Source organism: Glutamicibacter sp. NPDC088483, from assembly GCF_044753145.1.
Lineage (GTDB): Bacteria > Actinomycetota > Actinomycetes > Actinomycetales > Micrococcaceae > Glutamicibacter.
In genome coordinates this window covers 1-12,480 of sequence record NZ_JBIVMP010000001.1, presented here as the reverse complement: position 1 = coordinate 12,480, position 12,480 = coordinate 1, and the positions used below count along the sequence as shown (strand labels likewise).

16 protein-coding genes are annotated in these 12,480 nt (G+C 62.2%); 12 read left to right on the top strand and 4 right to left on the bottom strand.

Going from position 1 to position 12,480, the window contains the following annotated elements; all coding sequences use genetic code 11:
- Window positions 1-35: 35 nt before the first annotated feature.
- Genes ACIP6G_RS00080 through ACIP6G_RS00070 form a run of 3 tightly spaced genes read left to right on the top strand, consistent with a single transcriptional unit; the run spans window position 36 to window position 2,556 of the window.
- Window positions 36-911, top strand: coding sequence for a VOC family protein (locus tag ACIP6G_RS00080; RefSeq protein WP_105661415.1), 876 nt, complete (start codon window positions 36-38; stop codon window positions 909-911).
- Window positions 912-921: 10 nt separating this feature from the next.
- Entirely contained in the window at window positions 922-1,920 is a 999-nt protein-coding gene (locus ACIP6G_RS00075) for an epimerase (protein ID WP_400288003.1), read from the top strand.
- A 9-nt stretch (window positions 1,921-1,929) separates the two neighbouring features.
- Window positions 1,930-2,556, top strand: coding sequence for a pentapeptide repeat-containing protein (locus ACIP6G_RS00070; RefSeq protein WP_400288001.1), 627 nt, complete (start codon window positions 1,930-1,932; stop codon window positions 2,554-2,556).
- On the opposite strand, the gene ACIP6G_RS00065 is transcribed toward ACIP6G_RS00070, so the two are convergent.
- Window positions 2,540-3,460, bottom strand: a complete 921-nt coding sequence (locus ACIP6G_RS00065; RefSeq protein WP_105658510.1) for a LysR family transcriptional regulator — start codon at window positions 3,458-3,460, stop codon at window positions 2,540-2,542. The two genes, ACIP6G_RS00070 and ACIP6G_RS00065, sit on opposite strands and share 17 nt — an antisense overlap.
- A 78-nt stretch (window positions 3,461-3,538) precedes the next feature.
- Here ACIP6G_RS00065 and ACIP6G_RS00060 point away from each other — a divergent pair, with 78 nt between their 5' ends.
- Together ACIP6G_RS00060 and ACIP6G_RS00055 are read left to right on the top strand one after the other, a co-directional pair.
- Window positions 3,539-5,263: an FAD-dependent oxidoreductase gene (locus ACIP6G_RS00060; protein WP_400287999.1), complete on the top strand. Its 1,725-nt coding sequence runs from the start codon at window positions 3,539-3,541 to the stop codon at window positions 5,261-5,263.
- 99 nt (window positions 5,264-5,362) lie between these two features.
- Window positions 5,363-5,983, top strand: a complete 621-nt coding sequence (locus ACIP6G_RS00055) for an AmiS/UreI family transporter (RefSeq protein WP_400287998.1) — start codon at window positions 5,363-5,365, stop codon at window positions 5,981-5,983.
- On the opposite strand, the gene ACIP6G_RS00050 is transcribed toward ACIP6G_RS00055, so the two are convergent.
- A complete protein-coding gene (locus ACIP6G_RS00050; protein ID WP_400288736.1) occupies window positions 5,980-7,662 on the bottom strand; it encodes an ABC-F family ATP-binding cassette domain-containing protein in 1,683 nt (560 codons plus the stop codon). The genes ACIP6G_RS00055 and ACIP6G_RS00050 overlap by 4 nt on opposite strands.
- A gap of 124 nt (window positions 7,663-7,786) precedes the next feature.
- Here ACIP6G_RS00050 and ACIP6G_RS00045 point away from each other — a divergent pair, with 124 nt between their 5' ends.
- On the top strand, window positions 7,787-8,995 hold the full coding sequence (locus ACIP6G_RS00045; RefSeq protein WP_400287996.1) for a tyrosine-type recombinase/integrase: 1,209 nt from the start codon (window positions 7,787-7,789) through the stop codon (window positions 8,993-8,995).
- A 48-nt stretch (window positions 8,996-9,043) separates the two neighbouring features.
- Here ACIP6G_RS00045 and ACIP6G_RS00040 read toward each other — a convergent pair whose 3' ends face one another.
- A complete protein-coding gene (locus tag ACIP6G_RS00040; RefSeq protein WP_400287994.1) occupies window positions 9,044-9,466 on the bottom strand; it encodes an ImmA/IrrE family metallo-endopeptidase in 423 nt (140 codons plus the stop codon).
- Window positions 9,435-9,869: a hypothetical protein gene (locus ACIP6G_RS00035; protein WP_060700610.1), complete on the bottom strand. Its 435-nt coding sequence runs from the start codon at window positions 9,867-9,869 to the stop codon at window positions 9,435-9,437. The genes ACIP6G_RS00040 and ACIP6G_RS00035 overlap by 32 nt, the downstream gene beginning before the upstream one ends.
- 187 nt (window positions 9,870-10,056) lie before the next feature.
- Here ACIP6G_RS00035 and ACIP6G_RS00030 point away from each other — a divergent pair, with 187 nt between their 5' ends.
- The 6 genes from ACIP6G_RS00030 (at window position 10,057) to ACIP6G_RS00005 (ending at window position 12,424) form a co-directional block, all read left to right on the top strand.
- A complete protein-coding gene (locus ACIP6G_RS00030; protein WP_400287992.1) occupies window positions 10,057-10,296 on the top strand; it encodes a helix-turn-helix domain-containing protein in 240 nt (79 codons plus the stop codon).
- Entirely contained in the window at window positions 10,293-10,481 is a 189-nt protein-coding gene (locus tag ACIP6G_RS00025) for a hypothetical protein (protein WP_400287990.1), read from the top strand. Before ACIP6G_RS00030 ends, ACIP6G_RS00025 begins: the two co-directional genes overlap by 4 nt.
- Window positions 10,482-10,785: 304 nt before the next feature.
- The gene (locus ACIP6G_RS00020; protein WP_400287988.1) at window positions 10,786-11,364 is read left to right on the top strand and encodes an HNH endonuclease signature motif containing protein; all 579 of its coding nucleotides are present in this window, start codon (window positions 10,786-10,788) and stop codon (window positions 11,362-11,364) included.
- 56 nt (window positions 11,365-11,420) lie between these two features.
- Window positions 11,421-11,720, top strand: a complete 300-nt coding sequence (locus ACIP6G_RS00015) for a hypothetical protein (RefSeq protein ID WP_400287986.1) — start codon at window positions 11,421-11,423, stop codon at window positions 11,718-11,720.
- A gap of 84 nt (window positions 11,721-11,804) precedes the next feature.
- Window positions 11,805-12,008, top strand: a complete 204-nt coding sequence (locus tag ACIP6G_RS00010; RefSeq protein ID WP_400287984.1) for a hypothetical protein — start codon at window positions 11,805-11,807, stop codon at window positions 12,006-12,008.
- 80 nt (window positions 12,009-12,088) lie between these two features.
- Window positions 12,089-12,424, top strand: coding sequence for a hypothetical protein (locus tag ACIP6G_RS00005; protein ID WP_400287982.1), 336 nt, complete (start codon window positions 12,089-12,091; stop codon window positions 12,422-12,424).
- Window positions 12,425-12,480: the final 56 nt, after the last annotated feature.

Sequence of the window (12,480 nt, the reverse complement as noted above, 5' to 3'; positions counted from 1 at the left end):
TAGCTTTGGAGCATCGCCCAGCTAGGAGGACCGTCATGCAAAAGCTCACCGTCAATTTATGGATGCAAGGCACTGCAGAGGAAGCGGGGGAATTCTATGCCCGCGCCCTGCCGGAGGCAAAAACCGAAGTCGAATCGCGCTATCCCACCGAGGGCCTGCTGGAATTCCAGGAACCCTTCGCCGGCAAGGCGCTGACCGTTTCGCTGTGGGTGCGGGGAACCAAGATCACGCTGATCAACGCGGGCCAGGAATTCATGCCCAATCCGGCGATCTCGATCATCGTGGTCTTCAACGCCGGCCAGCGCGAGTCCCTCGATGCCACCTGGGCCGCGCTGCTGGAGGGCGGCACGGCGCTGATGCCGCTGGACACCTACCCGTTCAGCGCGCGCTACGGCTGGGTGAACGACAAGTACGGTGTCTCCTGGCAGCTGATGGAGTCCGATGAGCCCGTTGAGCCGCGCGCCTCGGTCTTTCCTGCGCTGATGTTCGGCGGTGCGGCCCAGAACCGCGCGGTCGAGGCCATCGAGTACTACAGCCAGGTGCTCGGCGCGAAACTGGACAGCGCCTTCCCGTACGGGGAGCCGACCGAAGCCGCTACCGCCGAAGCGCTGATGTACGCCCAATTCACGCTCGGCGAGGATTGCGTTGCGGCCATGGATTCGGCCGTGCCACAGGACTTCACCTTCACTCCCGGCGTCTCGCTGGAATGGCCATGCGATGGCCAGGCGGAGATCGACCGCGTCTGGGAGGCGCTGTCCGCGGTGCCTGAAGCCGAGGCCTGCGGCTGGCTGACCGACAAATTCGGGGTGAGCTGGCAGATCGTGCCCTCGAACATGGGCGAGCTGATGGAGCGACCCGGCGCATTCGAGCATATGCTGAAGATGAAGAAACTGGTGATCAACGACTTCTGAGCGGGGAACGATGCAGAGCGCTGCACGGCGGGCGGTAGTGGCAGGAGCCAGCGGGTTCATTGGCGAACGGCTGATCGCGCAGCTGCGCGGGGCTGGATACAAGGTGGCGGTCATCGGCCGCGGCCGTACAGCGGATGCGCAGTGGGGCGATGGCCCGGCGCTGGCGGCACTCATCGATGGTGCAGAACTGCTGGTCAATCTGGCCGGGAAGAATGTCGGCTGCCGCTATCACGAGGCGGCGCGCAACGAGATCCTCGCCTCGCGCGTGGACACGACCCGCGCGCTGCACGAGGCAGTGTCCCAGGCAGCTGATCCGCCGGCGCTGTGGCTGAACGCGTCCACCGCGACCATCTACCGGCACAGCATGGACGCGCCGAACACCGAGGACGGCCGGATCGGCGAAGGGTTCTCGGTGGATGTGGCGCGCAACTGGGAACGCGAGTTCTTCCGCGGCGAGCTGCCCACGCGCCGGGTCGCCCTGCGCATGGCCATCGTGCTCGGCGACGGCCCGGCTACGCGCAAGCTGCTTGCCGTCGCGCGGCTGGGGCTGGGCGGGGCGCAGCACGATAGCTGGTGGCCAGCGCATCGGCGCTACCGCGGCATCGGCCCGGATCCGAGCGGATCCGAACGCAGCGGCTGGCACCGCACGCGCGGGAACCAGCGCTTCAGCTGGATCCACGTGGATGATGCGATCGGCGCGATCGGGCATATCATGGATCACCCCGAAATCACCGGCCCGGTCAACCTCAGCTCGCCGAACCCGGTTGCCAACCGGGCGCTGATGGCCTCGCTGCGCCGCGCCACCGGCGCGAAATTCGGGCTGCCCGCGTATCGTTGGATGCTGGAGCCGGCCATGTTCGTGCTGCGCGTGGAACCGGAAATGCTGCTCAAGTCCCGCTGGGCGCTGCCCGGGGTGCTGCAGGGGACCGGGTACGAGTTCCGCTGGCCGCACCTGGATGCGGCACTGGATGACGTGGCCGGGAACCTGGCTGCGAAGCAAGCACTTTAAGGACGCGCATTGGCACCGAGAATCCGCCGCTTCACCCTGCCCGAACTGGCCCCTGGCTACCGCGGGGATCTGGGCGATGACTACGTTGAACTGCTGCACTTCAGGGATTTCGATGAGCCGCTGGCGGCCGATGGCGCGCGGCTGGAGGAATGCCGTTTCAGCTCCGTGCAGATCGAGGCCTTGCGCAATGCCCGGCTGATCCAGTGCGAACTGGACCAATCCGGGGCTCCCGCCCTGCAAGCCGCTGGTGCGTTCCTCAACGATGTGCGGGTGACCCACAGCCGCTTCGGGTCTGCGGATTTCGCCGAGGCCCAGCTCGATGGCGTGGTATTCGAGAACTGCAAATTCGGCTGGCTGAATTTGCGCGGTGCAACGGTGCGCGATGTGCTCTTCGTCAATTGCCAATTCGAGGAGATCGACCTGGGCGGGCAGATCCAGCGCCTGGGCTTCGTCGATTCGCGGGCCGGGCAAATTACCGCTGCCGGGGCGCAATTGCGCGAGGTCGACCTGCAAGGGCTGGACTTCGCCCAGGTTGAGGGGGTCGATGGGTTGCGCGGCGCGCGGATCAGCTCACTGCAGCTGGGCCTGCTGGCAGAGGCGATGGCCAGCCACCTGGGGATCAAGCTAGGGAGTTGATTTGCCCGTGGCCGGCGGCCAGCTGCTGCGCGGTTTCGGCCAGCAGCTGCGCCATGGCCGCGGCGGCTCGGGTCAATGAGACATCGCGCCGGTGCGCCAGCCCGATGGTGCGGGCCAGCGGTTCGCGCAAGGCAATGGAGCGCACTCCCGGAGCGTCCAGCGCCACCGTCGCCGGAACCACGGCGACTCCGAGCCCGCGCTGCACGAAGCGCAGCACCGCGTCCATCTCCCCGCCTTCCACGACGATATTGGGCACCAGGCCGGCGTTCTTGTAGGCCAGGGCGGTGCTGGCGCGCAGATCGTAGCTGTGTGAGAAGGCCAGCTGGGGCACCGGAGCCAACGCGCGCAAATCAAGCTCCTGGCCAGCCAGGTGCGGGTGCTCCAGTGCGTCGATGACCACCAATTCCTCTTCGAGCAGCGGCAGGTTCTCCAGATGGTTGTCGTTCACCGCATGCTCCGAGGTCACGATGAGCGCCAGATCCAGTGCGCCGCCGTCCAGCTGCTCCAGCAGCTTGTGCGAGCCCGCTTCGAAAATCTGCAGTTGCACCCCGGGGTAGCGGGTGCGGAAGATGGACAGCGCCTCGGCGACCAGCGACACGCACAGGGTAGGCGGGGCGCCCAGGCGCACCCGCCCGCGATGCAGCCCGGCCAGGTCGGCCATTTCGGTGCGGATGGACTCCTCGTCGGCCAGCATCCGGCGCGCACGGGGCAGCAATGCCTGCCCGGCGGCGGTGAGCGTGATGTTGCCGCGGGCCCGGTGGAACAGCTCGGAGCCCAGTTCCTGTTCCAGCGTGGCGATCTGCCGGCTGAGCGATGGCTGGGCCAGGTGCAGCTGCTCGGCGGCCCGGGTGAAGTGCCCCACTTCGGCGATGGCGGTGAAGCCGCGCAATTGCTCTAGGTTCATGGTGCATAGCCTACTGCTATCAACATCATGCCAATAATTCATTGGACGTATTCTGGGCGCGGGGTGATGCTGGAAACCATGAGAAACGAACAGCAGATATCCACCTCCGTACTGGTCATCGGCACCGGTGGTTCAGGCTTGCGCGCGGCCATCGAGCTGGCAGAATCGGGCACCGACGTGCTGGCCGTGGGCAAGCGCCCGCGCCACGACGCGCACACCGCGCTGGCCGCCGGCGGCATCAACGCCGCACTGGGCACGATGGACGCCGAGGACAGCTGGCAGCAGCACGCGGCGGACACCATCAAGGAAAGCTACTACCTGGCCGATCCGCGCACCGTGCAGGTGGTCGCCCAAGGCGCGGCCCGCGGCATCGAGGACCTGGAACGCTACGGCATGAACTTCGCCCGCGAAACCGACGGCCGGATCTCCCAGCGCTTCTTCGGTGCCCACAAATTCCGGCGCACCGCCTTCGCCGGGGACTACACCGGGCTGGAAATCCAGCGCACCCTGGTCCGCCGTGCGCAGCAGCTGCAGGTCCCGATCCTGGACTCGGTCTATATCACCGAGCTGCTGGTCGCCGAGGGGCGGATCTTCGGCGCCTACGGCTTCGACGTCAACGACGGCACCGGGTACCTGATCCATGCCGACGCGGTCATCCTGGCCGCCGGCGGCCACACCCGCATCTGGCGGCGCAGCAGCTCGCGGCGCGACGAGAACACCGGCGACGCCTTCCGCCTGGCCGTGGAGGCCGGTGCCCGGCTGCGCGATGCCGAGCTCGTACAATTCCACCCCTCGGGCATCATCGAACCCGAATCGGTGGCCGGGACCCTGGTCTCCGAGGCCGCCCGCGGCGAAGGCGGGATCCTGACCAACGCCCTGGGCGAACGCTTCATGGAGCGCTACGATCCCCAGCGCATGGAATTGTCCACCCGCGACCGGGTCGCCCTGGCCGCCTACACCGAGATCGCCGCCGGGCGCGGCACCGCCAAGGGCGGGGTCTGGCTGGATGTCTCGCACCTGCCCCGGGCCACCATCATGGAACGGCTGCCCCGGGTCTACCAGACGCTGCTCGAAGAGCAGATGCTGGACATCACCGAGCAGAAGATCGAGATCGCCCCGACGGCGCACTATTCCATGGGCGGGGTGCAGGTGGACCCGCTCACCCACGAGACGGCGGTCCCCGGCCTGTACGCGATCGGTGAAGCCTCCTCGGGCCTGCACGGGGCCAACCGGCTGGGCGGCAACTCGCTGATCGAGCTGCTGGTCTTCGGCCGGATCGTCGGGCAGGGAGCTGCCCGGTATTCGCGTGCGCTCACTTCCCAGCCGCGTTCGCAGGCGGCCATCGAGAAGGCGCGCGGGGAAGTGGACCGGCTGCTGGCCGCCGATGGGCAGGAAAATGTCCGGTCCCTGCAGCGGGCGATCCGCGACATCATGACCCAGCACGCCGGAGTCGTGCGCGAGAAGGCGGGGCTGAAGCTGGGGCTGGAGAAGCTGGCAGAGGTCGAAGCGCGGATGGCGCGGGTGGGCATCCACCCGGACATCGCCGGCTACCAGGACCTGTGCCACGCCTTCGACCTGAAGTCCTCGGCTCTGGCCGCGCGCGCCACCTTGGAGTCGGCGCTGGAGCGCCGGGAAACCCGCGGCTGCCATAACCGCAGCGACTATCCGCACACCGATCCGCAGCTGCAGGTGAACCTCATCTGGTCGCCTGAGGGCATCACCCGTGAGCCGATCCCCGAGGTGCCTGCGGAAGTGGCCGCGCTGATCACCGAGGTATCGCAGGCAGGCAAGCTCGTGGAGTAATGAACCGGTGCGAACTTGCCAAGGCCCGGCGGCTGCGCTGAAACTGAGCTCAGTGGGCGACCGGCCAGGCGTGGGTGCCCTTCGCGAGTGGAGGATGAGATGGCCCATGTGGGGCTCGTATTCGTAGGACTGATTCTGAGTGTGAATGCGTTGGTGGGGCTGGGCCGGATTCCGGCCCGCTCGGCGGCGGTGCTCAACCTGATGGTCGGCGCGCTGCAGATCATGTTGCCGACCTTGATACTCAGCCAGGCAGGCAGCGATATCGCACTGGTCAATGCCACCTGGCCCAGCTACCTGTTCGGGATGACCTATCTGCTGGTCGGGTTCAACACCCTGTCCGGTTTCGACCCGGCCACGCTGGGCTGGTTCAGCGCGTTCGTAGCCGCGATCGCGCTCTACAAGAGCGTGCTGTCCATCGGCCCGGACCCGCTGTTCGCGGTCATCTGGCTGGCCTGGGCGCTGATGTGGCTGGGCCTGTTCCTCTCCGACGGGCTGGGGCTGCGCCGGCTCGGCCCGGTCCAGGTGCCCGTGGCCACCGCATGGTTGATGCTCAGCGCCGGCATCCCGAGCAGCACCATCCCGGCGCTGTTCGCGCAGAACGAGCGGTGGTCCACGTCGCCGGCTGCGGGTTGGACCGCCCTCTGCGTGCTGGCCGCGGCCGCCGGATTCAGCTGCTGGAAAGCCCGCAGCACCTGGCGCTCCATGCAGGAGGCAGCCTAGCGCTTGCGCTGCACCCGGGCCTCGTCCCAGACCGGCTCGTCGGACTCGTAGACGGTGCCGTCGGAGCCGAAGACCAGGAAGCGGTCGAAGCCGCGGGCGAACCAGCGGTCGTGGGTCACCGCCAGCACCGTGCCCTCGAACGCGTCGATGGCACGCTCCAGGGCTTCGCCCGAGTGCAGGTCCAGGTTGTCGGTGGGCTCATCGAGCAGCAGCAGGGTTGCCCCCGAGAGCTGCAGCAGCAGGATCTGGAAGCGCGCCTGCTGGCCTCCGGAGAGCGATTCGAACTTCTGCTCGGACTGCGCTGCCAGCCCGTAGCCATCCAGCGCTCCGGCCGCTGCCTCGCGCGGCATTCCGGAGCGGTGCTCGTCGCCGCGGTGCAGGATTTCGAGCAGGGTTCGGCCAAACAGGTCCGGGCGGCTGTGGGTCTGGGCGAAGTAGCCCGGGCGGATGCGCGCTCCCAGCTTCACCGTGCCGGCATGCGCCACCGGGGCGATCACCACATCGGAGACCGGCAGGTGCTCGCGCTCCGGATCGGATCCGCCGGAGGCCAGCAGGCGCAGGAAGTGCGACTTGCCCGAGCCGTTCGAACCCAGCACGCCCACCCGGTCGCCGAACCAGATTTCGGTATTGAAGGGCTTCATCAGGCCGGTCAGCTCGAGCTTTTCGGCCACGACCGCGCGCTTGGCGGTGCGCCCGCCCTTCAGCCGCATCTGCACGTTCTGCTCCAGCGGGATCGCCTGCGGCGGGCCGGCCTCCAGGAACTTCTCCAGCCGGGTGGTGGCCGCCTGGTAGCGGTTGGCCATGTCGGAGCGGAACGCGGCCTTGGTCTTGTACATGTTGACCAGTTCCTTGAGCTTGGCGTGCTCCTCGTCCCAGCGCTTGCGCAGCTCCTCGAAGCGCTCGTTGCGCTCCTTGCGGGCTTCCACATAGGAGCCGAACGCGCCGCCGTGCACCCAGGCGGTGGCCCCGCCGTGGCCCGGTTCCAGGGTCACGATGCGGGTGGCGGCGTTGTCCAGCAGCTCGCGGTCGTGGCTGATGAACAGCACGGTCTTGTTGGAGCGGGACATGATCTCTTCCAGCCAGCGCTTGCCGGGCACGTCAAGGTAGTTATCCGGCTCGTCGAGCAGCAGCAGTTCGTCGTTGCCTTCGAAGAGCGCTTCGAGGACCAGGCGCTTCTGCTCGCCGCCGGACAGGGTGCGCGCCAGCCGGTCCCGGGCCTTGTCGAACCCGATGCCCAAGGCGGCCATGCAGACCTTGTCCCAGGTGGTTTCCAGCTCGTAGCCGCCGGCGTCGCCCCACTCGATGATCGCCTCGGCGTAGCGCATGTGGACTTTCTCGTCCTCGCTGGTGAGCATCTTGGCTTCGTACTCGGCGACCTTGGCGGCGGCCTGGGCCAAAGCCGGTGCGGCGGTGGACAGCAGCAGGTCCTTCACCGTGGAGTCGTCGCGCACCTGCCCGACGAATTGGCGCATGATGCCCAGGGTGCCGGTGCGGTTGATGGAGCCTTCGTCGGCCTTCAGGTCTCCTGCGATGATCTTGAACAGGGTTGTCTTGCCGGTGCCGTTGGGTCCGATCAGCGCGGTCTTGGAGCCGGCGGTGACCTTGAAGGCCGCACCGCCCAGAAGCTGGGTGCCGTCGGAAAGGAAATACTGGATGTCTGTCACGTCTATATGGATAATTACCTACCAAGGGGCTTAGTTCCGCATGATTACGGGGTTTAGTTAATGAATGTCGCGACTAAAGATGACCAAATCGGCCAGTCATGGCTACACTGTGGCTACACTACATTATAAAGGCGGAAGCATGGCAAGAAGCAATGGCGACGGGGGACTGTACAAAGACAGCCGTGGACTATGGACAGCAGTCGTAGAACTCCCCGAAGGACCAGACGGGAAACGCCGGCGCAAAGTCGTGCGACGAAAGAACAAAAGAGACGCACTCGACCAACTAGGCAAACTCAAAGACGAATTCTCCAAGCATGGCGACCTCGTAACCAATTCCCAAACAGTCGGTCAATGGCTTACCTACTGGCTCGAAGAGATCCTGCCCGGCACAGTCGCGCCCAACACCTACACTGCGCACAAGAACTCCTGCGAGAGTTTCCTGATCCCGATGCTGGGCAAGGTTAAGATGAGCAAGCTAACCACTATGCGGATTCGCGAGTTCCACAAGCAGCTATCTTCAACACCTGTGAAGAAGGACTTGCGCGATAAGCCTGAGACTCAACGCCCAGAAGGTTACAAGGTTGTAGGCCGCTCAACAATGCGTGCCGTCCACTCCGCCCTGGTGGTCGCGTTGGATGCGGCAATGAATGACCGCAAAGTGAATGTGAACGTCGCTCGCCTTGCTGGACAGCCGAAGGGCGGTGCCGTGGGCGAGGCGAAATCCATGAGTGTAGAAGGAGTCAAGAAGCTCCTCGCTTATCTGGCAACCCACCCAGAAGGAGCCATGTGGATTACTTACCTGTTCACCGGGGCCCGACGCGGCGAAGTGCTCGGAGTCGAACGCGAGCGGGTATCGGCAGACCAGTTGGACATGTCTTGGCAGTTGCTCAACTTGCAGCCTGATGCTGTAAAAGCAGCCAAAGAGGACTATCAGATCCGCAAGGTGCGCGGGAACATTTGGTTGGCGCGCCCCAAGTCCAAATCTGGTTGGCGCGTCCTGCCTTTGGTTGAGCCCCTGAAATCAGTTCTAGCTCGGCACTTGGAACAGTTTGAGGGAGAGGGGCTGATCTTCCGCACCATGGATGGTGAGCCTTACAACCCGTCGAATGTCAGCAAGGCTTGGCGAAAGCTACTCGCGAGCGCCGAGATCGACGAGGATGTGAACCTGCACGGGACACGGCACACGCTTGTCGATCTTCTCTACGACGCTGGTGTTTCGGAGCAGACGATTCAGCAGATCGTCGGCCATTCGGACGTAAAAATGACCCGTAGTTACAAGACCCGCGTCAATCAGGGGCAGGCGAAACTAGCCCTTGAATCACTAGGGAAGTTCATCGACGCTTCCTGAATAGCATTGGACCCCCACTGGATCTTCTGATCTGGTGGGGGTCTTTTTTTATGCCTGGAACTCGGCTATCTGATTCATCATATCGACAACTTGTTCGGCGTTGAGGGTGTTCACGAATGCTTCGACAACCCATGGCATGACGTTGAGTTGTGCGGCTATCTCACTAGTGGCAAGCGTGAATCGTGCTTGTTCAAGGATCATGTCGAAGTTGAGCAGCTTCCCCGCTGCCCACTTATCGGCAAGTCTCTCTGTTTTTGGGTGGTGTCCGTGGTGCCCGTATCTGGCATGCCCGAGTTCGTGGGCGAGGGTGGAACGGTATTGGGCTTCGCTAAGGCCGGGGGAGAGCGTGATGAGGTGTCGGGGTTTGTCGTAGATGCCCCAGAGCCCGTTAGGTGTGGGCGCTTCTCTTACGCGCACACCCAACGCCTCTGCTGTGGCATTAAGGTTCGTGTGGGCTGTCGTCTGGTCCAATGTTTGGATCTGCTTTCTTTGCTGCTAGACCATAATTTCTAGCATCCTCTGCCGACATTTTGGAGTAGTCGGGGTCGTCGTCTACTAGTTGCAGTTTGCGGACGTTGTCGATGTTTTGGCGTCCGGCAGCTCGGCGCAGGACTTCTTCAAGTAACGCGGTTTCGGGAACATCCTTGAGGCTGGCTTCAGCTGCTGCGTCGTTTACCTCGGATGCTTCCAGTAGTCCGGCTGCTAATAGCCCGTCTACTGGGTTCAGGTTGTATGCGCGGCACACTGCGATGATTACTTCCGCTGTTTCGATGTTGCGGTTGAACGTGCTTGGTTGCTGTCCGAGCTTTATGGCCATCTGGCGCTTGGTGTCGCCGGTCTTAGCTTCGAGCCACTGTGAGATGTTCGTGTTCATAAAATTAATTATGTTGCATTTTTGCTACATGCGCAAGTCTATTGATGCATGTCAGCGCAATTGCCCATTGCAAGATTCGAACATTCGGTGGTGCGGATTCGAAATACAGTGTTGCAATTCTGTCAGCGGGTGTGTCAGACTCGAAACATCGAAAAGCAAAAACGCAACAAACTTAAGGATTTTCGGCATGGACTACCGTCTTCGAATCAAACCAGGACTTCTTGAACGTCTTCGAAATCTATCGGAAATCAAATCGGACGATGCTCAAGCGCGAATGCTTGGCGTGGACCGATCAACCATCAATCGCATCAAGAACGGCGAGCAGCCTTCTGGAAAGTTCATGGCCACCCTCTGCACCACTTACGGACTTGGTCTAGGCGAAGCGTTCGAAGTGTACGAAGTGGATAAAATGAGCGATGCGGCATGAACCCCAAGATCAGTTACAACCTAGACGAAGCCGCAGGGCAAACCGGATACAGCATCCGCACACTGCAACGGCACATCAAAGACGGCAACCTGATCGCGAAGTACGCCAATACGAAATGCGTAATCATGCATCAGGACCTCATCAAATGGCTCGAAGATCTGCCAACAGAATCGCCAAACTCATGAGCCGCCAAGTCAAAACCCAGTCGCCGGGCGAATGCCCGATCAAGACATCCCCTCGTGTCGTAGTCGATAACGCGGTACCTCTTCCAGCGTTGAAGAAGTACTTCCGCACCGAACTACGCCTATCCAAGCGAGACGCCGAATACATGGCGCGGGAAGTGTATAGGGACGAAGCAACGTCCCGCACAAACCTTCCCGAAGCATGGCACACGGACATATGGCCCGAGCAAGTAACGTTCATCCGCCGTAGCCCTGGCATCAGCGACCCAACGCCAGTTCAGGCTTTCAAGAACATGGAGCATGCCGCATGAAAAACTGCTCTTTCAGTGGGTGTGGACGGAAGCACCGCGCACATGGGTACTGCGTGACTCATGGCAAGCAGGTGAAAGAGGGGCGACCGCTGACCGTTATTGGTCTACCAAGGCCCTCACTCGAAGACAGGTTCCTTCAGCAGGTCGAAAAGACTGATACGTGCTGGAACTGGATCGGATACATAAGTCCAGCGGGATATGGCCGAATCAAAGTTGGTAGGGCAGGAAAATTTGCTCACAGGGTTTCTTATGAGATGCACATAGAACATATCGCACGTGGGCAAATCATAGATCACAAGTGCCGAAATAAAGCCTGTGTCAATCCAGATCACTTGCGCATCAGCAACCCAAAGATGAATGGGGAGCACAGGGCAGGTCCAAACAGGAATTCTACTTCAGGAATCCTAGGAGTGACATGGGATTCGAGGAAAAAGAGATGGCGTGCCCAACTTACGCACAATGGGGTCGGAATCAACGCGGGGTCGTTTAGTAGCATCGCCGAAGCCGAAAGGGCTGTTATAGCCAAGCGAAATGAACTGTTCACTCACAATGACGCTGATCGCGTCACCAAATAAGTAAAGGCCACTAGCTGCAAACCTAGTGGCCTTCGTCATTTCAGAAAGGATTCAACATGGAAAGCATATCAAAACCTCTCCCGGTCCCGATGATCCTTGATACCCGCGCTGAATGGTTCGAAGCCGCGAACGCTGGCATGGATACCTTGATCGCACGGAACACGAGCTTTACCGCTGATGATCTGCGTGACCTCGTACCAATGCCAGCTAACCCGAATTGGGTGGGCGCAATTTTCAAGGGTTATCAGTCGATGAAGCTTATTCGCACTGTCGGGTTTGAGTTGTCGCGGTCTAGTTCACGTCGTGGCGGTTCGTTGCGGCGTTGGGTTGGGGTGAAGCATCGTGCCACGGCCTAGCCCCGCCACCGTGTTCATTTGGTCGTGTGTTACCCCGTTCGCGGCCCTAGTTTTCGTTGTCATAGCAGATATGGAGTGGTGGTAATGAGTGAGGAACTAGACCTTGATGAGCTGCGTGCAACGTATGACCACCCAGCAGACAAGAGCGTAATCGAACTGATTGACCGCCTCGAACAGGCTGAGCAGGCCGTAGCAAGAGTGCGGGAGGCCATGGGAAAGCCTTGGGGAAGTGCTATCACAGCCAAGCACATTGTCCGCCGCGCCCTGGACGGTGAGCAGAATGTGTAACTGCACGCTGTTAGGGCGCGATTGCACCCACTGGTACGACTACGCCGACCGTATGGCACGAACCAACCAAGGAGAAAACAATGCCTAACCAGCCCCCGCTAAACCCGGACGCGCTCAAAGCTGGATTAGACGCTGGACACTGCGCCTATGCGATTGGCGGTGATCAGGATGACGTGTCTCGCGCTGCTATCACCGGATATCTCCTCGCCGTCGCCCAGCCGGTAGTGAACAGCGTGGAAGAACTCGACAAGTTGCCGATGCATAGTTACGTGCAAGGCAACGACGGGTTCAACCATGCCAAAGACTGGAACGGTGGATGGCACTTGATTGTCAACCGCCCATCAAGTGCCCCGCACCTTTCGGGAAGCATCGACCTCCCCGCCCGTGTCCTGTACCGCCCGGTGGTGGAATCATGAGCCGTTTTGGTGACCGTGATTATTCGACGTGTGGCCCTGGTTGTGGGTGCGACGAC